The 21,931-nt window shown below is 58.5% G+C and carries 15 protein-coding genes and 2 pseudogenes; 12 read left to right on the forward strand and 5 right to left on the reverse strand.

Annotated elements, in window-relative coordinates:
* The first annotated feature begins 25 nt into the window (after positions 1 to 25).
* From RIN49_RS04765 to RIN49_RS04795, 7 genes are all read left to right on the forward strand, one after another.
* Positions 26 to 2,293, forward strand: coding sequence for a helix-turn-helix domain-containing protein (locus RIN49_RS04765; protein WP_309119021.1), 2,268 nt, complete (start codon positions 26 to 28; stop codon positions 2,291 to 2,293).
* Positions 2,294 to 2,538: 245 nt separating this feature from the next.
* The gene (locus tag RIN49_RS04770) at positions 2,539 to 3,447 is read left to right on the forward strand and encodes an ABC transporter permease (protein WP_309119022.1); all 909 of its coding nucleotides are present in this window, start codon (positions 2,539 to 2,541) and stop codon (positions 3,445 to 3,447) included.
* A gap of 10 nt (positions 3,448 to 3,457) precedes the next feature.
* Positions 3,458 to 4,333 carry a carbohydrate ABC transporter permease gene (locus RIN49_RS04775; protein WP_309119023.1) on the forward strand — a complete coding sequence of 292 codons (876 nt, stop codon included), beginning with the start codon at positions 3,458 to 3,460 and terminating at the stop codon, positions 4,331 to 4,333.
* A gap of 125 nt (positions 4,334 to 4,458) precedes the next feature.
* Complete coding sequence (locus RIN49_RS04780; RefSeq protein ID WP_309119024.1) at positions 4,459 to 6,084, forward strand: extracellular solute-binding protein; 1,626 nt, start codon at positions 4,459 to 4,461, stop codon at positions 6,082 to 6,084.
* A gap of 232 nt (positions 6,085 to 6,316) precedes the next feature.
* Entirely contained in the window at positions 6,317 to 9,469 is a 3,153-nt protein-coding gene (locus RIN49_RS04785) for an alpha-mannosidase (RefSeq protein WP_309119025.1), read from the forward strand.
* 60 nt (positions 9,470 to 9,529) lie between these two features.
* Positions 9,530 to 10,663 carry a glycoside hydrolase family 88 protein gene (locus RIN49_RS04790; RefSeq protein ID WP_309119026.1) on the forward strand — a complete coding sequence of 378 codons (1,134 nt, stop codon included), beginning with the start codon at positions 9,530 to 9,532 and terminating at the stop codon, positions 10,661 to 10,663.
* A gap of 23 nt (positions 10,664 to 10,686) precedes the next feature.
* Positions 10,687 to 13,146 carry an alpha-L-rhamnosidase-related protein gene (locus RIN49_RS04795; protein ID WP_309119027.1) on the forward strand — a complete coding sequence of 820 codons (2,460 nt, stop codon included), beginning with the start codon at positions 10,687 to 10,689 and terminating at the stop codon, positions 13,144 to 13,146.
* 24 nt (positions 13,147 to 13,170) lie between these two features.
* On the opposite strand, the gene RIN49_RS04800 is transcribed toward RIN49_RS04795, so the two are convergent.
* Entirely contained in the window at positions 13,171 to 14,448 is a 1,278-nt protein-coding gene (locus tag RIN49_RS04800) for a PAS domain-containing protein (protein ID WP_309119228.1), read from the reverse strand.
* Position 14,449: 1 nt separating this feature from the next.
* Here RIN49_RS04800 and RIN49_RS04805 point away from each other — a divergent pair, with 1 nt between their 5' ends.
* Positions 14,450 to 14,767, forward strand: a complete 318-nt coding sequence (locus tag RIN49_RS04805; protein ID WP_309119028.1) for a hypothetical protein — start codon at positions 14,450 to 14,452, stop codon at positions 14,765 to 14,767.
* 33 nt (positions 14,768 to 14,800) lie between these two features.
* On the opposite strand, the pseudogene RIN49_RS04810 reads toward RIN49_RS04805, so the two are convergent.
* Positions 14,801 to 15,880: pseudogene (locus tag RIN49_RS04810) on the reverse strand (CheR family methyltransferase); the annotation flags it as partial.
* Positions 15,877 to 16,074 carry a chemotaxis protein CheB gene (locus tag RIN49_RS04815; protein WP_309119029.1) on the reverse strand — a complete coding sequence of 66 codons (198 nt, stop codon included), beginning with the start codon at positions 16,072 to 16,074 and terminating at the stop codon, positions 15,877 to 15,879. The gene RIN49_RS04815 and the pseudogene RIN49_RS04810, both read right to left, overlap by 4 nt.
* 406 nt (positions 16,075 to 16,480) lie before the next feature.
* Here RIN49_RS04815 and bioD point away from each other — a divergent pair, with 406 nt between their 5' ends.
* Entirely contained in the window at positions 16,481 to 17,206 is a 726-nt protein-coding gene (bioD, locus tag RIN49_RS04820) for a dethiobiotin synthase (RefSeq protein WP_309119030.1), read from the forward strand.
* Here the strand turns inward: bioD and RIN49_RS04825 are convergent.
* A pseudogene (locus RIN49_RS04825) lies at positions 17,142 to 17,771 on the reverse strand (TerC family protein); the annotation flags it as partial. The gene bioD and the pseudogene RIN49_RS04825 sit on opposite strands and share 65 nt — an antisense overlap.
* Positions 17,772 to 18,045: 274 nt before the next feature.
* On the opposite strand from RIN49_RS04825, the gene RIN49_RS04830 reads away from it, so the two are divergent.
* A complete protein-coding gene (locus RIN49_RS04830; RefSeq protein WP_309119031.1) occupies positions 18,046 to 18,492 on the forward strand; it encodes a DUF6376 family protein in 447 nt (148 codons plus the stop codon).
* Positions 18,493 to 18,509: 17 nt separating this feature from the next.
* On the opposite strand, the gene pdxR is transcribed toward RIN49_RS04830, so the two are convergent.
* Positions 18,510 to 19,997, reverse strand: coding sequence for a MocR-like pyridoxine biosynthesis transcription factor PdxR (gene pdxR / locus RIN49_RS04835; protein ID WP_309119032.1), 1,488 nt, complete (start codon positions 19,995 to 19,997; stop codon positions 18,510 to 18,512).
* A gap of 130 nt (positions 19,998 to 20,127) precedes the next feature.
* On the opposite strand from pdxR, the gene RIN49_RS04840 reads away from it, so the two are divergent.
* Positions 20,128 to 21,345: an aminotransferase-like domain-containing protein gene (locus RIN49_RS04840; RefSeq protein WP_309119033.1), complete on the forward strand. Its 1,218-nt coding sequence runs from the start codon at positions 20,128 to 20,130 to the stop codon at positions 21,343 to 21,345.
* Positions 21,346 to 21,408: 63 nt separating this feature from the next.
* The gene (locus tag RIN49_RS04845) at positions 21,409 to 21,882 is read left to right on the forward strand and encodes a DUF2243 domain-containing protein (protein WP_309119034.1); all 474 of its coding nucleotides are present in this window, start codon (positions 21,409 to 21,411) and stop codon (positions 21,880 to 21,882) included.
* Positions 21,883 to 21,931 lie beyond the last annotated feature (49 nt).

A 21,931-nucleotide genomic window follows, 5' to 3' on the forward strand; every position in this document is an offset into this window, starting at 1 on the left:
GTCGGTTTGAAGGGGGGCATTTTCGGTGGTAAAGAGAGGGTTTTATCTAAAACTGTTATACATGTTCGTCCTTATCATTTTTACGTATACGTTGATCGTTTTAGGGTTTTTATTTTATAAAGACAATGAAATTACCGATCTGCAATTGGAGCATTCTTATGTTGCCTTCCTCGAACAAGCGAAGGAGCGGATGGATACGAAGCTTCAAGTCGCGAACAATGTCATTTCGCAGCTTTCCATCGACAGCGAGCTGCTGGAATTCGGCGCCAATGCAACCATCGACTATTATAACGTAACGAAATTGTATCAGATGATCCGGAGCGATGCGGCTCCCTTTTCCCAATTTGGGTTCCGAGTGGCCGTCACCAAACCGCAGGAGAAGATCGTGATCACCACGGCGCAGTCGACGGACAAACAAAGGTACTACCAGGAGATCGAATTCACCGAGGACCACATCCGACAGGTCGAGCGGTTCATGGAGGAGCCTTCCTCTAGCAGCGATCTCATCTTGCTTCAAGGGCAAGAGCAAGCCGAGCAACCGTTTATGACGATCGTTCGGAAGGTTCGGCTGACCAACGGGTCGACGGTCGTATTTTTTCTCACGTTCGAAACCGAATACTTCCTTCCGGTCGTGCAAGCCGGGCAGGATGAAAGCTTCGGCATCGTACAAGCGGACGGGATCGTGGCGCTGAACGCCTCGCAGCCGAGCCTTTACCGCCTTCTGGATGCAAGCCTTTTGCAAAAAATCGGTCAAGCAAGGTTTTTCGACACATCGTTTTCCAAGCTTTCGTTATCCGGGTATACAGTTCGCTATGTGTCGTCGACGATGATGCCGAGTTGGAAGTATGTATACTTCACACCGAATAACTCCGTGCGGGACCGGGTTTCCGATATCCTGTGGCGAGCGCTGCCGATGTATGTGCTGTTCGCCGCGGCCGGGATTTTGCTTACGTTCTTCGCCACGAATCGGGCCTATGTGCCGATTCGGGAGCTGGTCGCTGTATTTCGAGGCTATGAGAAGCAATCCCCCACCAAAGATGACTTACAATTCGTTCAAGAGACGGCCTCCCGAATCCGTACCGACAATGAAAGATTGCGAGAGACACTGGAGCAGTACACGGTGCCGCTAAGGGTCAAATGGCTGCGCGACCTGTTGAACGGGCTTGCGCAGGCCGAAGGAACGCAACCGGATTCCTCCGAATACCGTACTCTGATTTCGAACGAAGGGTCGAACGTTTGTTTTATCGAGATGGTCAACTATTCCGAATGGGTCGAGGCGTATTCGGAGGAAGGCATCTCCTTGATTCGCGCTCAAATCATGGAATCGATCGCATCCGCCTTCCAGGAGCATATGGAGTACGAGTTGTTGGAGTGGGACTATAAGCGCTTTGTGATGATCGTGAAGCATTCGGATGTACCGGAGTTCCGGAAAGTCGGCTCCGCTCTGTTCGTGCAATTGGAAAAGCAGTTCAACGTTCGGTTGGCCGCGGCGATCGGATCCGTCGCGCCTTCCCTCGCGCACATTCATCACTCGATGAAAGAAGCCGAGTACATCATGGAGCAGCGCTTTCCTCTCGATCAACGACCGTTCCTCGTGATCGAAGATGTAAGCGTGCTTTCGAAGGACCAATATTATTTCCCGATGGACAAGGAACGCGAGATCGTCGATCATATCGTTCGCGGCAAGCGCGAACCGGCCATGTCCGCGCTCGATTATATCTTGGAGCGCAACTTGGGCAAGGAGGATTCTCCGGATAGCGATGCGATGAAGCAACTATTGCTGGGACTCGTAACGACGGTGAATCGAATTTTGCAGCATGTGCAGCAGCCTAGCGAATTGCAGCTCGGCAAGGGGATTTCGTTATATCAGGAATTTCTGAAATGCAGCACGAAGGAAGAGCTGAAGCAACGCGTATTCGATTGTTTCGATCAGCTGCTTTCGCTCATGAGCGAAGAGAAGGAACAGCTTGCTCATTCGCAAGCCGACAGGATGGTAGAATTTATCCGCGAGCATTATTCGAAGGACATTTCGTTAGCCGACGTAGCGGAACATCTCAATCTTTCTCCAGGCTACGTCAGCACGATGTTTAAGCAGTACACCAAAGAGAACTTTAAAGATTATTTAAATAAACATCGGATTCGGGTCGCGAAAGAAATTCTTGAAAACGATAAGAACGCCAAGGTCAACGAAGTGGCGTTCAGGGTCGGTTGCAACAATGTATACACCTTCATAAGGATGTTCAAAAAGTACGAGGGCACCTCGCCTGGAGCATACGCCAAAAATCAAGAATAACGCGAAGACGCATGAACGCAATGCGTCTTTTTCTTTTGTCTGCGCACGCTAAAATTGCGTTTCTTCGCGATGATTGCGCTTTCTTCGGAGGCGTGAATAAACCGCAATCCGTAGAAAGAATGTATATATACTTCTGCAAGCGTTTCCCATAAATTTGAGCGTGTGAAGCGCCGCCAGAGAGAACCAAAATATAGAGAGGGAGAAATCAAGTGAATGTATCGCAGTTACCCGCAAATAAGGACCTAATGTTTCGTCGGTTGATTAAAGATTTGTTGCGCGATCGCAGGCTGTATTTCATGCTGATCCCGTTCGTCCTGTGGTATATCGTGTTCCTGTATAAGCCGATGTACGGGCTCGTCATCGCATTTAAAGACTATAGCGTCTTCAGAGGCATTGCGGACAGTCCGTGGGTAGGATTCGAAAATTTCCAGCTGTTCTTTAACAGTCCCTATTTTTCGCGAACCTTAATCAACACCGTCATGATCAGCTTTTACAGTCTGATCTTCGCCTTCCCCGCGCCGATTATCCTGGCGCTGCTGTTGAACGAGGTGCGCAATCGCGTGTTTAAACGTTGGGTCCAAACCTTGACCTATTTGCCGCACTTTATCTCCGTCGTCGTGGTGGCGGGCATCGTAACGAACTTCCTCGCTCCTACGACTGGGATCGTGAACCACTTCATCGCGTTGTTCGGAGGGGAGAGGCAGTACTTCTTGGTCAACCCGGACTATTTCCGGACGATATTCATCGGCATGGGCATTTGGAAGGATGTCGGCTTTAACGCCATTATCTACTTGGCCGCCTTGTCCGCCGTCAATCCGGAGCTTTACGAAGCGGCTGTGATCGACGGCGCGAATCGGTGGAAGCAGACGCTGCATATTACGCTTCCGGGCATTTGGCCGACGGTCTCCATCATGCTGATCCTCGCCATCGGGAACCTGCTCGATGTCAGCTACGAGACGATCATCTTGCTGTACCAACCCGCGACGTACGCAACGGCGGACGTCATCAGCACCTATGTGTATCGAAGCGGGATTCAAGAGATGAAGTATGGCTTGTCGGTAGCCGTCGGTCTGTTTAACTCGTTGGTCGGTTTCATCCTGATCATCGCCGCCAACCGATTAAGCAACAAACTGACGCAAAACGGATTATGGTAGGTGGACGAAGATGACACAATCGGTCGGCGAAAAATGGTTTGCCGTATGTAACTATTTCATCCTAGCTGTGCTGGCAGCCGCTTGTATCTACCCGTTCTTATATGTTTTATCGGCTTCGATCAGCTCGGCGGACGCAGTAAAGACCGGGAAAGTGCTATTGTTTCCGCTAGGCGTCAACTTCGAATCTTATGAGAGGGTGTTGAGCGAGCGGGGCATCTGGATCGGATACGCCAATACGATCTATTACACGTTCTTCGGAACCTTGGTCAGCATGGCGTTGTCGATTGCCGGGGCGTATCCGTTATCGAAGAAGCGTCTGCGCGGGAGAAGATTTCTCGGTCTATTCATCGTCTTCACGATGATGTTTAATGCCGGGATGATCCCCTTCTATTTGAACCTGCGGGAGATGGGCCTGCTCAATTCACGGATGGGCATTATCCTTCCCTTTGCGATCTCTACATTTCTTGTCATAATCATGCGAACCTTCTTCCAGTCCATACCGGAAGAGCTTGAAGAAGCTTCCAAGATGGATGGCGGCTCGGATTGGCAAATCTTATGGAACGTATACTTGCCCCTGTCCAAGCCCGCGTTAGCGACGGTCGGGCTGTTCTACGCGATCAGCCGGTGGAATGGTTACTTCTGGTCGATGATTTTGTTAACCGACGAGTCGAAGATTCCTCTGCAGGTTCTGCTCAATAAGTTGATCGTAGAGATGAAAATCAGCGAGGAGATGCTGCAGACGACAGGCGTACAGACCGTATCCGTGTCGCAAGAGACGGTCATTTACGCCACGATCGTGGTCGCCATCCTTCCGATGGTCGTTCTCTATCCTTTCATCCAGAAGTATTTTGCGCAGGGGATGATGATCGGCTCGTTAAAGGAATAACGGATCTAAACCTGAGGGCTGCCGCGAAAGGAGGGATGCCATGGCCGGCGGAAAAAAGTGTCGAACGATTCGGAAAGCTGTAAAATGATCTCTACTAATTATCGATGAGAAAGGTTGGGTCCAAAATGGATTTCAAGAACAAAAGGTTCGTCACGACTGGTTGCCTTGTCATGGCGTTGGCGCTGCTCGCTTCCGCCTGCTCTCCGGGACAGCAGGGCCAACAAACCGCAGAGCAACCGAAGCCAGCGGAGCAAGAAGAGCAAGAGGCGCAGACCCCTGCTCCGGCTGCGGATGCCCCTCAAGCCGAGGCGCCTACCTTCCTAGCAAGTGAAACTCCAGCGGAGTTATCCATCCACCTGCTGTACGGCGGCAAGCCGTTCGATAAGACATGGCCCGTGTTCGTCAGAGCGGCGGAGCTAACGAATGTGACGCTCAACGGAACCATTCCGCCCTCGATGACCGACGGCAAAGAAGCGTTCAACCTGATGATGACCTCCGGAGAAATTTCCGACATTGTCATGACCAACAAAGATAACTTCGTCCGTTACGGGCAAGAAGGCGCCTTCCTTCCATTGAACGAATACATGGACCATGCGCCGAACCTTAAGAAGTTTTTCGACGAGCACCCTGAGGTGCTGTCCTTCGCGACGGCGCCGGACGGCAATTTGTATTGGATTCCGTTCGTACCGGACGGCAACCCGGCGCAGGGCTGGTTTATCCGTCAGGATTGGCTCGATAAGCTGGACTTGAAGGCGCCAGAGACGATCGAAGATTATTACAACGTGCTGAAAGCGTTCCGGGAGCAGGATCCGAACGGGAACGGCGAGAAGGACGAAGTGCCGTTCTTCGGCGTGTCGGGCCTCTGGAGCGTCATGGAGCTTCTTCCGTATTGGGACTCCAAGGGCGGCTTTTATGCGAAAGACGGCAAGGTCTACTACGGTCCGAATGAACCGGCTTTCAAGACAGGCATGGCCAACATCGCCAAGTGGTATGCGGAAGGGTTAATCGACAAGGAGATTTTTACGCGCGGGGGATCGGGACGCGATGTGCTGTTCGGCGACAATCTCGGCGGCTCCGTTCATTTCTGGTTCGGCAGCACGGCCGCATACAATGACAAGCTGAAGGACACGGTGCCCGGTTTCAACCTTCAAGTCATGGCGCCTCCGGCCGACGTGAACGGCGTGAAGAAGGAAGAGACGAAGCGGGATTACGTCGGTACGAACGGTTGGGGCTTGTCCAGCAAGGTCGCAAATCCGGAAGTCGCGATGAAATACTTCGATTTCTGGTTCACCGAAGAAGGACGCCGTCTGGAGAACTTCGGCATCGAGGGCGTAACGTACGCGATGGTCGACGGAAAGCCGAAGTTTATGCAAGAGCTGATCGACAGCGGGAATGTAACCAACAAGCTGCTGGAAATCGGGGCGCAGCTGCAGTTCGGGTTCCATCAGGATTTCGAATACGAGAAGCAATGGCTGAATCCGGTCGCGGCCAAGGGGATTGAGATGTACGACGCCAACAACTATTACATGGAACAGTTCCCGAAAATCATTTTCACGCCGGAAGAACAAAAAGTTTACGACCGCGTCTACCCCGGCATTAAGACGTTCGTCGAAGAGACGGTGCAGAAGTGGACGCTCGGCGCGGAATCCGTCGAAGAGGGGTACGACGCTTACCATCAGCGGCTGAAGGATCTGGGCGTCGACGAGCTGGTTGCGATTCACCAATCGGCGTACGAGCGAGCAGTAAAATAACGGCGTACGATTTCTTTCCGATCTGCCCAACTCGGCCGGCAACGCCGATCCTACCGCAGAGGCGATGCTTCCGCTTAAATTCGGCGCGACAGCGCTGAAGTCTCGGCTTCTGGCGATGCTAGACGAACTGGGGTCGTTGCTGTAACCCTGAATGAAAATCAAAAAGCCCTCGGCGCGGGTTCAATCCGCCGGGGGACTTTCATTTGTACGAGTGAAGGGACGGGGATCCGTCATGTTATGGACGAAGGAAAAACTCGCCGCGCGAATTCATGAACTGGAGGCATTTCGATACCGAGGCGAAAAAGAAGCGACGGACATGCGGATGAAGGAAGACCCCGTAGGCGCGGTGGGGAGCTACCCGCCAGAGGACGGACCATGGCAGGAGATCCAAATCGGAGATCGATGGGTCGGCCGGGACAAATATGTATGGCTCTTGTATCAAACCGATATTCCGGCGGAGTGGCAAGGGAAGCGGGTACTCGGACGGTTCGACTTCGGATCGACGGGCGGCGGGGGGAACAGCGGCTTCGAGTCCTTATTGTTCTTGAACGGGCGGCCGTACCAAGGGGTGGATTCGTACCATCAGGAGGTGTTTCTCCCTGCGGAGCCGACCGGCGGGAAGGCAGTCTTCCATTTCCGGTTGTGGTCGGGCCTGAACGGGTACGGGAAGGCGGCGCCGATCGAGCATACGATTCGCAGAGCCTCGCTTTGCTGGCTCGACGAGGCGACCGACGATCTCTATTTTACGGCGCGTGCGTTGCTGGATACGGTTCGCGTGTTGGACGAACGGCAGCCGGAACGCCATGAGCTGTTGTCGGCGCTCGACCGCGCGTTCCTGCGGATCGATTGGTCGGCGCCCGGCTCGGACGACTTCTATGCCTCGATCGAGGAAGCCCGGCAGCTCCTCCGCGGAGCGCTTGCGAAGATGTCGAAGCATCATGCCGTCCACGTGCAATGCATCGGCCACACGCATATCGATGTGGCTTGGCTGTGGCGACTGAAGCATACGCGGGAGAAAGCGGCTCGTTCCTTTTCCACGGCATTGCGACTTCTGGAGCAGTACCCGGAATATGTGTTTCTTCAGACGCAGCCGCAGCTTTATGCCTACATCAAGTCCGATTATCCGGACATATACGAGCAAATCCGGGAGCGCGTTCGCGAAGGCCGATGGGAAGCCGGCGGGGCGATGTGGCTCGAGGCGGATTGCAACCTCGTGTCCGGAGAATCGTTGGTGCGGCAGCTGCTGTACGGAACGCGGTTTTTCCGAGAGGAGTTCGGCGTAGAATGCCGATATTTGTGGCTGCCCGACGTATTCGGCTATAGCTGGGCGCTGCCTCAGATTTTGCTGAAGTCCGGAATCGAAGCGTTTATGACGACGAAGATCAGCTGGAATCAATACAACCGAATGCCGCATGATACGTTCCTATGGCGAGGGATCGACGGCAGCGAAATTCTGACTCACTTCATTACGACGCCGGATCCCGGGGCGGAGGAGGGCGCTTTCTATTATACGTATAACGGGGCCGTGACTCCGCAGTCGGTCGTAGGCATCTGGGACGCGTATCGCGATAAGGAGATCAACAGGGAGCTGCTGCTCGCTTACGGGTACGGCGACGGGGGCGGAGGCGCGAACCGGGAGATGCTGGAGCTTCGCCGGCGTCTGGAGGCGATGCCGGGCTTGCCGCACGTGACGCCGGGGAGGGCGGATGCGTATTTCGATCGCTTGAAGGAGACGGTCGCGTCCACGGATCGTTACGTGCATACATGGAACGGAGAGCTGTATTTAGAGCTGCATCGCGGAACGTATACAAGCCAGGCCTATAACAAACGGGCGAATCGCAAGCTGGAGCTGCGGCTTCGCGAGACGGAATGGATATCCGTCCTCGCGGGCGTGCAGCAAGGAAGCATGGCGTCTTACCCGAAGCAGGAGCTGGATCGGAGCTGGATGATCCTGCTGCGCAATCAATTCCATGACATTATCCCAGGCTCCTCGATCGGGGAAGTGTACGAGGACTGCCGCGCGGAATACGCGGAGGCGTTCGGGCTGGCCGATGCGGCATGGTCTCGGTCGGCGCGCGCCTTGACGGCGAGGAGCGCCGGTACGTTCACGATTTTCAACAGCGCGCCTTGGGAGAGAACGGATCTCGTCTCCATTCCGGTCGAAGCTGGGATGGAAGACGTCGTCTGGCGCGACGGGGAGGGGAACCCGCTTCCCGCGCAACGGAATGACGGGATGTGGACGATTCGGGTCGTCGACGTCCCGTCCATGGGGGTTGCGGCGATTCATCGATCGATTCGAGCGAATGACGAAGGCACAACCGGAATTGATCCCTTCGCACGATTGCCGAACGGGTTCCGGACGCCCTTCTACGAGCTGGAGTGGAATGAATCCGGTCAGCTCGCAAATTTGTACGACCGTATTGCGAGGCGGCATGTGCTTGCGCCCGGTCAAGCCGGCAATGTGCTCCAAGTGTTCGAGGACAAACCCAAGGGAAGGCACGAGGCATGGGATATCGACATCTTTTACCAGGAGAAGATGCGGGTGATCGATCAAGCGGTCTCCATCCAGGTCGTAGAGACAGGGCAGGTACGCGCGGTCATCGGCATGGAATGGTCGTACGGAAGCTCGCGCATTCGCCAACGAATGATCTTGTATGCCGACGATCGGCGTATCGATTTCGACACGCATGTGGACTGGCACGAACAGCGTCAGCTGCTTAAAGTTGCATTCCCGGTAAGCATCCATGCCCATGCCGCCACGTTCGACATTCAATTCGGCAATGTGACGCGCCCGACGCATTGGAATACGAGCTGGGATTATGGGCGCTTCGAAAGCGTGGGCCATCAATGGGCCGATTTATCGGAACGAGACTACGGGGTCAGCCTATTGAACGACTGTAAATACGGCTACGATATCAAGGACAATGTGCTGCGACTGTCGTTAATCAAATCCGCTATGGTACCCGACCCGCATGCCGATCAAGGCGAACACCGTTTCGTCTATGCGCTGCTGCCGCATGTAGGGGACTGGGTGCAGGGAGGAACGATGCAGGCCGCCTGGCACTTGAACAACCCGCTTGCCTTCTTGGAAGGCAAGCCGGCCGCGAAAGGATTTTCGCTGCTGTCCGTCGATGGCGATCATGTGTTTATCGATGCGGTCAAGAAGGCTGAGGACGGCGACGACCTGTTCGTACGAGTGCATGAATACACGGGAAGGCGAGGGTGGGTTACCCTCTGCAGCGATACCGTCCTCGCGGGCTGGCAGGAAACCGATCTGATGGAAAGAGTCTCCGAACCTTCCTGCCTACGGGAGGCTCCTGTCCGCTTCTTTATAGAGCCCTACGAGATCAAGACGATCTTGCTCCGGGTAAGCGCCGACCGATGAGGCAACGGGATCGTCTCCGCCGCCTCGTTGCGTTAAATTTTATGAAAGTAGGGGATTCGCATGCTGCCGCTTTCCGAGATGAGAGCATTCATCATCAATAAGACGGCGAACAATGGCCGCTTGTTCGGGGACCGTCTTCCGGTATCTACTCAGAACGGACGCTATTCCTTCGCCGAGGACGGGTTTTGGGTCGGGGGGTTCTGGACGGGGCTCAATTGGCTCTGCTTCGAGATGTCCGGCGACCGCGCATTCGCCGAGGTCGCCAGAGCGTCGCGCCATCGCTTTATCAAGCGGCTATACGAGCATCCGGAGACCCTCGATCACGATACCGGCTTTCTTTATCAGTTGTCGTTCATCGCGGATTATAAACTTACCGGCAACGTAGACGCCAGAAAGATCGCTCTGGATTCGGCCAAAGCGCTCAGAGCTCGATTTAACCCCAAGGGGAAGTTTATCCAAGCCTGGAACGTGTGGAAGCCCGGGCAAGCGTTCAGCGAGGAAAATCGAGGGCGGATCATTATTGATTGCATGTATAATTTACCGCTGTTGTTTTGGGCGGCGGAACAGACGGGGGACGATGCGTTCCGCGAGACGGCGGTGGCGCATGCGGATACATGCGCAGCGACGATGATTCGGCCCGATTACACGACTTACCATACCTACGTGTTCGAACCCGACACCGGGGAACCGAAATACGGTCGCACCGCGCAAGGCTATGACCATGAATCTTGCTGGACGCGCGGGCAATCTTGGGCGATCGGCGGCTACGCATACGCCTACCGATACACCGGAAACCGAAGATACCTGGACATCGCGCTTGGCACCGCCAAGGCTTTTATGGAGCGGGTCGAGGAGGATGGCATTCCGATGTGGGATTTCTCGATTCCCTCGAAGGAAGGTGAACCGCGCGATTCGTCGGCCGCGACGATCGCCGTAGCCGGCATCCTCGAATTGGCGAGCCATCTGGGGGAAGGCGAGGATCGCAGCCGTCTGGAGCGGTACGCGGAGCGCACGCTCGCGAGTTTATGGAATCATTACTCCTCGCGGGAGCTTCCGGAGGAGCAAGGCTTGATCTTGCACGCATGCGGCTCGAGAAAGATGGGCGGGGATTTGGATTGTTCCTTCCCGTTCGCGGACTATTATTTCGCCGAGTCGGTCGCGAGGCTGTCAGGCATGACAAGGGCCTATTGGTGACGATCGAAGCGGGGGCGCGGGGCATGGACCAAGAAGATACGCAGCGTTGGATCGCGAAGTGGATCTGGGAGGGAACGGCATTCGGACAGAACGCGGAACCCGTCCGGTCAAGCCACGAGCTTGTCTATTTTCGCCGTAGGTTCGAGGTTCCCGAGGCTGGGCGATGCACCTTGATCGTCCGCGTCTCAGCCGACAGCCGGTATCGACTCTATTTGAACGGTCACTCCGTCGGCGAAGGCCCGTGCAAGGGGGACCGGCATACGCATTATTACGAGTCGGTCGACTTGTCCCATCGACTTCGGCCAGGCTGGAACGTGCTGTCGGCCAAAGTGCTGCATTACGCGACCGCTTCGCCGTTCCGAATAGGCCATGACGGGCCGTTATCGATCGAGAGATCGGGATCGGGCGGCTTTTGGCTTGAGGGTTCCTTATTGGATGCCGGCGGTACCGCGCTGGAGCATCTGCATACAGGGGCGGAACCGGGGTGGGTAACGAAGCGTGACGAGGGCTACCGATGCGATATCGTCGGCCTTAACCCGTGGATAGGCGGTATGGAGCGGGTAGAGGGGAAAGCGATCCCCTTGAATTGGCAGCTGCTCAGCTGCGACGAGACGGCCTGGCGGCCGGCTGCGGTCGTCTGCGGAACGGCGGATCCGTTCGGGCAGCTTGGTCCATGGTCGCTGGCTGAGCGCCCGGTTCCGCCGCTTGTCGAACGGGAGGCGACATTCGCTCGGACGGTGAAGGCAGAAGGCTGGGAATGCTCCGCGGAGGCGTTGGACGCATGGTTGAATGCCTCGGATCGCCTCCTGGCGGAACCGTTGCACATCGGCCCGAGGCGGCGGGTATGGGCGGAGGTCGACGCGGGCGATCTGATGACCGGGTATTTGCGAGTGGAAGTCAGCGGCGGGGACGGGGGGAGGATCACCCTTCTGTCTGCTGAATGCTATGAAGCCCCGGATTCCACTTCGCAGCAACGAAAGAAAGGCATGCGGGATTGCGCCGAGGGCACCTTGCTCGGCGTTCCGGACGTGTATTCGGTTTCCGGTGCGGGGACGACGAAAGGAGCGGATGCGGCTCTTGAATGCTATGAGCCCTTCTGGTACCGGGTGTTTCGTTACGTCCGCATCGAAGTGGAGACGGCGGAGGAGCCGATGCTGCTTCACGGATTCCGCTTCCGGTCTCGTCAATATCCACTGCAGGTAAAGACGGAGTTCGAATGCTCCGATCCGGAGCTCAACCGACTATGGGGACTTTCCATAAACACCCTTCACAAGTGTATGGGGGAGACATACGAGGACTGTCCCTATTACGAGCAGCTGCAGTACACGATGGATACCGCCTTGGAATCGTTATACACCTATTACCTTGCGAATGACGACAGGCTGGCCCGTCGGGCGCTCTTCGATTATCACAGCTCGATGCTGCCGTCAGGGATGCTGCAGAGCCGATATCCTTCGGCATGGCCGCAAGTGATTCCGTCATTTTCCTTGTACTGGATCCAAATGCTTCACGATCACTATAAACACTTCGCCGATCTAAGCGTCGTCAAGCGATATCGGCATACGATGGGCGCTGTATTGGATTGGTACGAGCGTCGGGTGGACGGTTCCGGGCTTGTCGGCATGATGCCTTATGCGTATTGGAACTATATCGATTGGAGGGCGGGCTGGGAGAGAGGCGTGCCGCAAGCGTCGAAATTCGGTCCGCTCGCATTGCACACTCTGATGTATATCGCCGCGTTGGAGCGGGCCGCGGAGCTGTACGCGTGGAGCGGCTGGACGGATGCGGCGGATGAGATGAGGGAGCGCGCGATCCGAATGAGGCGCGCCGTCCTGTCGGCTTGTTGGTCGGAAGAACGCGGAATGCTTCGCGACGGGCCGGACTACGAGATGTATTCCGTACATACGCAAATTTGGTGCGTGCTTGCAAGCGCGGTCGAAGGGGCCGAGGCGCGGGAACTGCTCGAGAGAACGTTCGCGGATCCGCGGCTCGAGGAAGCATCTCCTTCTTTGTCTATGATGTACTACGTCTCCGAAGCGTTGAGTAAGGCTGGCATGTATGGAGAGTATCCTGAACTATGGGATCATTGGCGGAAGATATTGAAGGTGAATCCCGTAACGTTGCCCGAGACGGGTGATCCGACGTCCTCAAGAAGCGAATGCCACGGCTGGAGCGCGCTGCCGCTGCATGATTTTCCGGCGAAGGTGTTGGGGGTGCGCCCGGAGAAACCCGGTTTCGAGATCATTGCGATCGAGCCGTGCATCGGAAGCTTGCAATGGGCTCGCGGGAAGGTGATTACGACGCGGGGAGAAGTCTCCGTGGAATGGAAGGTAAGCGGGCAAGGCGACTTTACGATTCGGGTCGAGGGTCCTGCGGATTGTCCCATGCGGCTCGTCTTGCCGGACGGCTCGATCCGGATGCTCCCGAACGGGTCCGCGTTCGCGGCGGAATGCCGAGCGAAAGCGAGCAGTCGGAAATCATAAACAAGCTGCACCGCCTGCAGCTCGTTACAAACCTCTAGATGTTGAATTCGTCGTTCGGCTCAAGCTGATGGTACGCCGCAAAACGATTTCGACCGAGATGCCGAGACCGAATTCGCTTGCGAAACGGAGCGTGCCCTGCAGGTTTTCGATGATTTGGTAACAGATCATGAGGCCGAGGCCGGTGCCCTTCTCCTTCGTCGTATAGAACGGTTCGCCGAGCCGGGCGAGCGTCTCCTTCGGAATGCCGATGCCTTCGTCGATGAACAAGATCCGGATCTTGTGGTCATGGACGTTCTCCGTCTTAATATGGAGTCTGCCGCCCTTGGGCATCGATTCAGGCTTGCCGATGATATCCTCTCGCGTCAGCATCGTCTGCTCGAAGAACTTCGGGTTCGCGTATTCGATCGAACCGTTCGGGTCGGCGATGAGCACGATGCTCGGACTTTGGTCGATCGCGTACGATTTGATCTTCAGCTCGTTGTTCAGCAGCTTCAGATCGGTGATGTCGACGAACGTAATGACGGTGCCCTGCACGAATTGGTCGGCCGTTCGATACGGCAGAATGCGAAGGCTGTACCAGCGGCCGGAGCGGCTGCGGACTTCCTTTACGATCGGGACGAGGGTTTGCAGCACCTTCTCTGCGTCGACGAGGAAGTCGTCGTACTCGAAATGATGCTTGATATGAGAGATCGGCCGGCCGATGTCGATGTCGAGCAGATGAATTTCTTTCGTGACGGCCGGCGTGAAGCGCCGGACGCGCATATCGGTGTCCAAGAAAATCGTGCCGATTCTCGTGCTGCTCAGGAAGTTGTCCATGTCGTTGTTGAGATCGGTCATCTCTTGGATTTTCATCTGATATTCCGCGTTGACGGTGAGCAGCTCTTCGTTCACCGACTGCAGTTCTTCGTTGGCGCTCTGCAGCTCCTCGTTCGCGGCCACGAGCTCCTCGTTCGTCGCTTGCAGTTCTTCGTTGGACGTCTCCAGCTCTTCGATCGTAATCTGCAGCGTCTCTTCCGCGCGAAGCAGCTCCTGCTCGAGGTCGAGCACCCGTTGGTTCACGCTGCTTGCAAGCTCCACGTCTTCGCCGAGCGTCTCGGCCGGCTCGGTCTGCGGCTTCGCGAAGATGACGATGAGCAGATGCTCGTACGCCTTGTTCGTCGTCGAGAAGGGGCGGATCGTCAAGTCGACGGACGGGAAGTCCGGGATCCCCGTCTTGAAGTGGCGATACGCGATCTCCGAACGCTCCTTGCGAACCTTGTGCAGCGCCGTCACGAGCGCCACGGACAGGTGGCTGTGGAACATCTTGTGCACGTTCAGGCTCGGTTTTGCCCTTCGTCATCGCGATGAACGGATCGATCCGTCCGGTCATATGCACGGTGTCGAGATGCTCGTCCACGACGATGGAGGGCGGGAAGTGCTCTTCCAGGTACGTGGTGTTCAGATCGTCCGTCCGGCGCTGCAGCTTCAGCTGGCGTACCGTGGGGCTCGATTCGGCTTGCGGCTTCGCCGCGCCGGGATTTTCGTTGAATTGATCGGAGATGCCGATGGCGTTATAGGAGCTGCCAACGGGCGCTTCGTTTTGCTGAAATACGTTCCATCGCTTGTCGAACACCTGGAATAGTCCACCTAGACGGCCGATCGTCTCGCTCGGTCCCAAAAACAGATACGCTCTGGGGTTGAGGGCGAAATGAAACAGGGAAATGACGCGTTGTTGCATCTTTGGCTGCAAGTAAATGAGCATATTGCGGCACGTGATCAAGTCCATGTTGATGAACGGCGGGTCTTTGATGATGTTATGCGGCGCGAAAATGATCTTCTTCCGAATGTCTTCGATAATCGTATAACTGTCGTGGCGCTGCACGAAATATTTCCGCAGCAGCTCCGGCGGGACCGACTGCGCGATCGCATTCGGATATATGCCTTGGCTCGCGAACTCGATCGACTGCTTATCTAGATCCGTCGCGAAAATTTTGACGTTCACCGACGCGCCGAACGTCTGCAGATGCTCTTGGAACAGAATGGCCAAGGAATACGCTTCTTCGCCGGTGGAGCAGCCTGCCACCCAAACGCGGATCTCCGAATCCTCGTTCCGCTTCCGTTCGACGATCTGAGGGATCACCTTGGCGGAGATGACGTCGAACGCCTTCGCGTCCCGGAAGGAGTGCGTGACGCCGATCAGCAAATCCTTGTGCAGCAGCGAGATTTCTCTCACGTCGCGCTCCAACAGCCGGATGTATTGGTCGAAATCCTCGATCCGATTGAGCGCCATCCGCCGTTCGATCCGGCGAAGCACGCCGGCGAGCTTGTATTCCTTGAAGTCGATCGTCGTCTTGTTTTTCAGCATGTCGAATAGCCCGGCGAGCTGCTCCTCGGTCGGCACGTCGCCGCCGGGCTGCTCCCAAGCGTCCGGCCGGATCCCGTTCCCGCTGACGAAGTCGGCGATCTTCCGATGCATCTCGTCCGGCGACGCGATGTTGTCGACGAGGCCGGTCAGCATGGCGCTCTTCGGCATGCCGTCGAACTTCGCGGAGCGGTCGTCCTGCGCCAGCACGAAGCCGCCGCGTTCCTTAATCGTAGCGATGCCGCGGGAGCCGTCGCTCCCGGTGCCGGATAGAATGACGCCGACGGCGCGGGGCCCTCGGTCGACGGCTAACGAGTGGAAGAAGATGTCGATCGGCAGATGCAGGCCGCCGTGCTTCTCGGACAGCTGGAGCTTGCCGTCTTGCAAGGTCATGCTTTTATTGGGGGGGGGATCAAATAGACGTTGTTAGGTTCCAGCGTCATGTCGTGCACCGCGATATGCACCGGCATCTTCGTATGCGGCTGCAGCAGCTCGGCCATGAAGCTCTTATAGTTCGGAGACAGGTGTTGAATGATGACGAACGCCGCTCCCGTATCGGGCCGCATATAATCGAAGAGGAGATGCAACGCTTCAGGCCGCCTGCCGATGCGCCGATTCCTACAACGAACAGCGCTTCATCTATGGAATTGTTATTATTCGGCATATACTAGGAAGGCCCTTAGCCTTCGAAGTGAACAGACGAACTTAAGTTTATACGAAAAAGGTCCCCCATGAAAGCGAAAGGGAAATATATAGTAATGAAATAAATCGCGGAATTTCGACATCCTCGGTCGAGGGTCGGGGCGGCGCGGCCCCCTGCCGTCGGACGCCGTCGAACCGGCGCCTATGTCCGGACTCCGGCGGGCGCACCCGGCGCAAGCCTGTCGGAACCTGTCGAGAAATAATTCCCGGCCGGATCGGACGATATGCATCGAAAGCGTTTCCTGCTATAGTGAAGGCAACAACGTTTGTACGAAAGAAGGCGGTGAGCTCATGAACCATGGCGTGTTTATTACGGGAACGGACGCGGGCGTCGGCATGACTCACGTCGCTTCGGTGCTCGCCGCGGCGCTCCAGCGCCGGCTCGACGAGAACGGAGGCGGCCGCGTCGGTTTATGGAAGCCGGTGCAAACCGGCGTGCGAGACGAGGCGCCGCTGCCCGACAGCGCGAAGCTCGTCTTAGGGAGCGGCCTTGCGATTCCCGAGTCCGAGACGTTCAGCTACGCGTTCCCCGATCGAGTGGTGCCGTGGATGGCGGCGCAGCGGATCGGGGCGCGCATCTCCATCGCGCAGCTTGCGGAGGAAGGCACCGGCCGGCTGGCCGCCTGCGACCGCCTGGTCGTCGACGGCGCGGGCGGACTCGCGGTGCCGCTCACCGACCGCGGCGTCGTCGCCGATCTGGCGGCGGCGCTGGCGCTGCCGGTGCTCATCGTCGCCCGGCCCGGCATCGGGACGGTCAATCACACGCTGCTGACCGTCGCCTACGCCCGCGGCGCCGGCTTGAAGCCGATCGGCGTCGTGCTGAACGGGTATCGGGACGGCCAGGCGGACATCATGGAAGAGAACGCGATGATGATCGAGCGCTTCGCCGACGTGCCGGTCATCGGCAAGCTGCCGTGGCTGCCCGGCGCGCCTGAGAGCGACGACGACTGGTCTACTTGGCGGGAGCGTTGGGCGGATGTGGCCGCCGCGTCGCTCGACCTGGACAAGCTGCCGTAAGGGGCGGTTCCCCTTGCTCGGCGACGGCCTTCTCCTCGGCGCCCTTGCCGCCGAACCAGCCCCATGCGAATATGGCGAGAAGCACCGCCCAGAAGATCCCCTTCCATACGCCGCTCTTCGCGAACGTCTCCGGCAGCAGCGCGAGGCCCGGATGCGAGGCGGCGTATACCGCAAGTTCCACGCCGACCCAGCCGACGATCAGGAACGCCGCCTTCTCGAGGCCGGGCCGTTGCTCCAGCAGCCGAACGCAATTGTTCGCCGCGAAACGCATCAGCACGAGACCGATCAAGCCGCCCGCGAGAATGACGAGGAAGTGGCCGCCGTCCATCCCGCCGATGGCGGGCAGCGGAGACGCCGGCAGCGCGACGGCGAGCGCGACGGCCGCGAGAATGGAATCGACCGCGAACGCGATGTCGGCGAGCTCCACCTTGATCACCGTCGACCGGAATCCGCCGGTCTTCGCCGGCTTCTTCGTCTCCTGAACGGTTGACGCCGTTACCTTCTTACGCCACAAATGATTCGCCGCGATAAACAGCAAATACAACGCGCCGATCGCCTGCACCTGCTGCAAATAAAAAAGACCTTCGCCTGACGTAGGCAAAGGTCTTGCTGACAACGACATCCGTTGCCGACAACGCCGGGACCGAGGCGAATCTCGATCCGAAGTGACGACGCTGCCGCGTGAGCTGCTCCCCTTGGGGGCGGCGCATATGCTTCCCACGCGAAAGCGAGGCCGCGCGTCAATGCGGGCTTCCCGGAACATGTTCCGTGAAACGTCATCCGCTCGGAAGCAGTATACATAGATAAGGAACGTAGTAATCGGATAAGGGGGATGTTTCATGAAAAGAAAACTCGCTTTCATCGTTCTTCTGGCGGCGCTGCTCGCGACGGGATGCTCGATGCTGGAGCAGGTCAATACGACGCTGAATTACGCCACGGAGGCGACCGACTTCGTGAACGACGCGAACCGCTTCGCCGAGCAGGTGCCGGTGCTGGCGGAGCAGGCGTTGACGAATCCGGAGACGATCGATCGGCTGCAGACCGAGTTCCAGTCCATGAAGGAAGAAATCGCGGCGTTCAACGCGCTGCAGGCGCCGGCTTTCGCGGAGGACGTTCACGCGCAGCTGGTGGAATATAACGATACGATTCGCGAGCAGATCGACGGGTACTTGCAGCAGATCGATCAGAACGTCATCGATCTCGAGCAGCTCGCGAACGCGCCGATGCTCGAGACGATCCGCAACATGGCGGGGCTGCTCCAGCAGATCGAGCAGCTCGGGCAGTAGCGGGCGGACTTCTCCGCCTACGTCGCCCGCGTCTCCCGCATCAGCCGGCCGAGCCGCGCGAGGCTGAACGCGAGCGACTCCTCCGGCATGTAGGAGAAGCAAAGGCGAACGTACCGATGCGAAGCGTCCGACGCGTAGCAGACCGACCCGGGCAGGACGGCGATGTCTTCCCGCTGCGCCGCGAGCGTCAGCTCCCGGTCGTCGCAGCCGTCGGGCAGCGCGACCCAGAGGTGCAGACCGCCCTGCGGCGAGGTCCACTTCGCGCCCTTCGGGGCGTGCCGCCGCAGCAGCGATTCCGCGAGCGCGCACCGGTCCGCCAGCGTCGCGCGGATCGACCGCGCGTACGCGGCGAACCGATCGGACGCGAGGTAGGCGTAGATCGCCTTCTGCGTCAGCAGCGGGCTGCCGAGATCGGCGGCGGTCTTCGCCGCGACGAGCCGGCTGAGCACGGTGCCGGACGCGGCGACGGCGGCGATGCGGCACCCGGGCGATAGCAGCTTGCTGTAGCTTTTGATGTAGACGATGTGGCCGGTGCGGTCGAACGACTTGATCGCGGGCGGGGGCGGACGATCGAAGTGCATATCGCTGTAAGGATCGTCTTCGACGACGAGGCAATCGATCGCCGCCGCGAGCTCGTACAGCCGCTTCCGCCGCGCCGCGCTCATCGTCGCGCCGGTCGGGTTATGGTACGTCGGCACCGTGTAGACGAGCTTCGGCCGCGCGCGGTCGCAGACGCGGGCGAGCCGGTCGACGTCCATGCCGTCTTGGTCGACGGGCACCGAGACGATGCGCGCGCCGCGGCTCGCGAACACGTCGATCGCGCCGTTATACGTCGGCGCTTCGACGACGACGACGTCGCCGGGCCCGACGAACGTGCGCGCGGCGAGGTCGATGCCTTGCTGCGCGCCGCTCGTGACGAGCAGCTCCGCGGCGGACGTCCGGACGCCCGCCTTGCCGAGCAGGCGGGCGATCGCGCCGCGCAGGTCGTCGTCGCCCTGGAAGGAGCCGTACGCCGTCAGCAGCGCGTGATCCTCCGACATGAGGCTCCGGATTTGCTTCATGATGTCCCGGGACGGCAGCAGCTCCCGCTGGATGGCGGACAGATGCAGCTGATGCGTTGCGGGGACGTTCTGGTAATGGTGCCACAGCTGCGCCCGGGGCAAGTAGTCGGGCACGGCGTGCTGCCAGGCGAACGGATCCGCGGCCGCATGCCTGGCGCCGTCTTCGTCCCGAAGATCCGACGGCGCCGCGCGGGCCGCAGCCGTCTTCGACCGGGCCACGAAGCAGCCCTTGCCTTGGACGCAGCGGATCGCGCCGCTCGTCTCGAGCGCGGCGTACCCTTTGCTTGCGGTGACGAGGCTCACCCCGAGCAGGCGGGCGAGGGCGCGGACGGACGGGAGCTTCTCGCCGGGCGACAGCAAGCCGGACGCGATGCGGGCCTCGAAGGCGCGGGCGATCTGCTCCGCGAGCGGGACGCCGGCCCGGCGATTCAATTCGATATGCATGACTCCACCGTCCTCTCCCAGCATCCCAGAGCGACATAACGCGCACTGTTATAGTATTATCTTTACTGTTATACATTTCGTGTCGTAATTTAATAAGAATATTATAACAGTCGAGAGCGGGGAACGAGCAATGGAAAGAAGGTTTTCGAAAACGATCGAGCGGGCGCAGACGTCCGCGGTGCGCGATATTTTGAAGCTGACGCAAAGCTCGAAGGTAGTGTCGTTCGCGGGCGGTCTTCCGGCGGAGGATTCGTTCCCGACGGAAGCGATTCGGGACGCCTACGAGCGGGTATTCGCCCGCGGCAAGAGCGCGATGCAATACGGCGTGACGGAGGGCGTGCCCGCGCTGCGGGAATGGTTGACGGGATTTCTGGCAGGTAAGGGAATCGGTACGTCGGTCGACCGGCTGCTGCTGACGACGGGCTCGCAGCAAGCGATCGACTTGGCGTTCCGCGTCTTGATCGATCCGGGCGACGTCCTGCTGGTGGAACGCCCGACGTATCTGGCCGCGCTGCAGGCGCTGTCGCTGGCGGACGGCCGGGCGGTGGAGGTCGACTCCGACGACGAAGGCATGCTGCCGGACGATCTCGAAGCGAAGCTGCGGACGCATCGGCCGAAAGCCGTGTACGTCATTCCGACGTTCTCGAATCCGGTCGGCAAGACGTGGTCTCCGGAGCGCCGCCGCGCGCTCGCGGAGCTGGCGCGGAAATACGGCGCGCTCGTCATCGAGGACGATCCGTACGGGGACATCCGATTCGACGCGGCGAACCGCATCCGATCGCTGTACGAGTACGACGCCGCGCTCGGGTCCGCTTCCGGCGACGACGGCAACGTTCTGTACCTCGGCTCGTTCTCGAAGACGGTGGCGCCGGCGCTGCGCACCGGTTTCGCCGCCGGACCGGCCGACGTCCTCCGCATGATGGCGAAGGCGAAGCAGGCGTCGGACCTGCACTCGAGCGCGGCGGATCAACTGGCGCTGCTCGAGCTCGTCACCGGCTGGGATCTGGCCGGCCACATCGGCTTTATCCGCGACATGTACCGGGAGCGGATGGAAGGGTTCGCCGCCGCCTTGCAGGGCGGACCGCTGGATCGGCTGCGCTGGAACCGTCCGACGGGCGGCATGTTCCTCTGGGCGTCGCTGCCGGAGACGTACGTCGCCGCCGATCTGCTGAAGCTGGCGGTGGAGGAAGGCGTCGCCTTCGTGCCGGGCGAACCGTTCTATGCCGGCGCGCCGGCGCGCAATACGCTGCGCCTGAACTTCACGCATACGCCGCCGGCGCTCGTACCGGAGGCGCTCGCCCGACTTTCCCGCGCGATCGAACGATACTCCGTAGAAGTTTATTCATAGATTCGTATAAACCTCCGCTAGAAAGGCAAGAATGGTAGAAAACAATGGCGGAGGCGGTATGATGTGACGGCGGGGGAGAAACTGAAGCTGCTAGATTACGGCGGGATTTTACTGGGGATCGGACTCGCGGGCGCGTTCGACGGGATCGTCTTTCATCAGCTGCTGCAATGGCACAGCGTCTATATGCATACGCATCGGCACGGGCAAATCGTAAGCGACGGGGTATTCCACGCGTTCACGGTCGTCGCGTTGGCCGTATCCGCGGTGATGTTATGGCGCGCCGGACACCCGGGCGGACTCGCGAGAGGGAAGCGCCTGCTAGTGAGCGGAGCGCTGCTAGGAGCCGGCGGCTTTAACGTCGTCGAAGGCATCGTCAATCATCATCTGTTGCAGCTGCACCACGTCAAACAAGGCGATCCGTACGAGCTGCTGTACGATCTCGCCTATCTCGCCGTAAGCGCGCTGATTTTCGCGTACGGGCTCTATCTTCGACAGGGCGGCCGCGCCGAAGGGCGTTCGTCCGACATGGCGAGATAAAGGTAGCCGTCTTCCTTAACTAGATACGCAAGCGGCACGCTCTCCTGAC

The organism is Paenibacillus sp. (assembly GCF_031177825.1).
Lineage (GTDB): Bacteria > Bacillota > Bacilli > Paenibacillales > YIM-B00363 > Paenibacillus_AE.

Bases quoted from the DNA above. Each gene is read 5' to 3' on its own strand.
- RIN49_RS04770 (WP_309119022.1), top strand. From the start codon at position 2,539: ATGTTTCGTCGGTTGATTAAAGATTTGTTGCGCGATCGCAGGCTGTAT.
- RIN49_RS04775 (WP_309119023.1), top strand. From the start codon at position 3,458: ATGACACAATCGGTCGGCGAAAAATGGTTTGCCGTATGTAACTATTTC.
- RIN49_RS04780 (WP_309119024.1), top strand. From the start codon at position 4,459: ATGGATTTCAAGAACAAAAGGTTCGTCACGACTGGTTGCCTTGTCATG.
- RIN49_RS04785 (WP_309119025.1), top strand. From the start codon at position 6,317: ATGTTATGGACGAAGGAAAAACTCGCCGCGCGAATTCATGAACTGGAG.
- RIN49_RS04790 (WP_309119026.1), top strand. From the start codon at position 9,530: ATGCTGCCGCTTTCCGAGATGAGAGCATTCATCATCAATAAGACGGCG.
- RIN49_RS04795 (WP_309119027.1), top strand. From the start codon at position 10,687: ATGGACCAAGAAGATACGCAGCGTTGGATCGCGAAGTGGATCTGGGAG.
- RIN49_RS04800 (WP_309119228.1), bottom strand. From the start codon at position 14,448: ATGTTCCACAGCCACCTGTCCGTGGCGCTCGTGACGGCGCTGCACAAG.
- bioD (WP_309119030.1), top strand. From the start codon at position 16,481: ATGAACCATGGCGTGTTTATTACGGGAACGGACGCGGGCGTCGGCATG.
- RIN49_RS04830 (WP_309119031.1), top strand. From the start codon at position 18,046: ATGAAAAGAAAACTCGCTTTCATCGTTCTTCTGGCGGCGCTGCTCGCG.
- pdxR (WP_309119032.1), bottom strand. From the start codon at position 19,997: ATGCATATCGAATTGAATCGCCGGGCCGGCGTCCCGCTCGCGGAGCAG.
- RIN49_RS04840 (WP_309119033.1), top strand. From the start codon at position 20,128: ATGGAAAGAAGGTTTTCGAAAACGATCGAGCGGGCGCAGACGTCCGCG.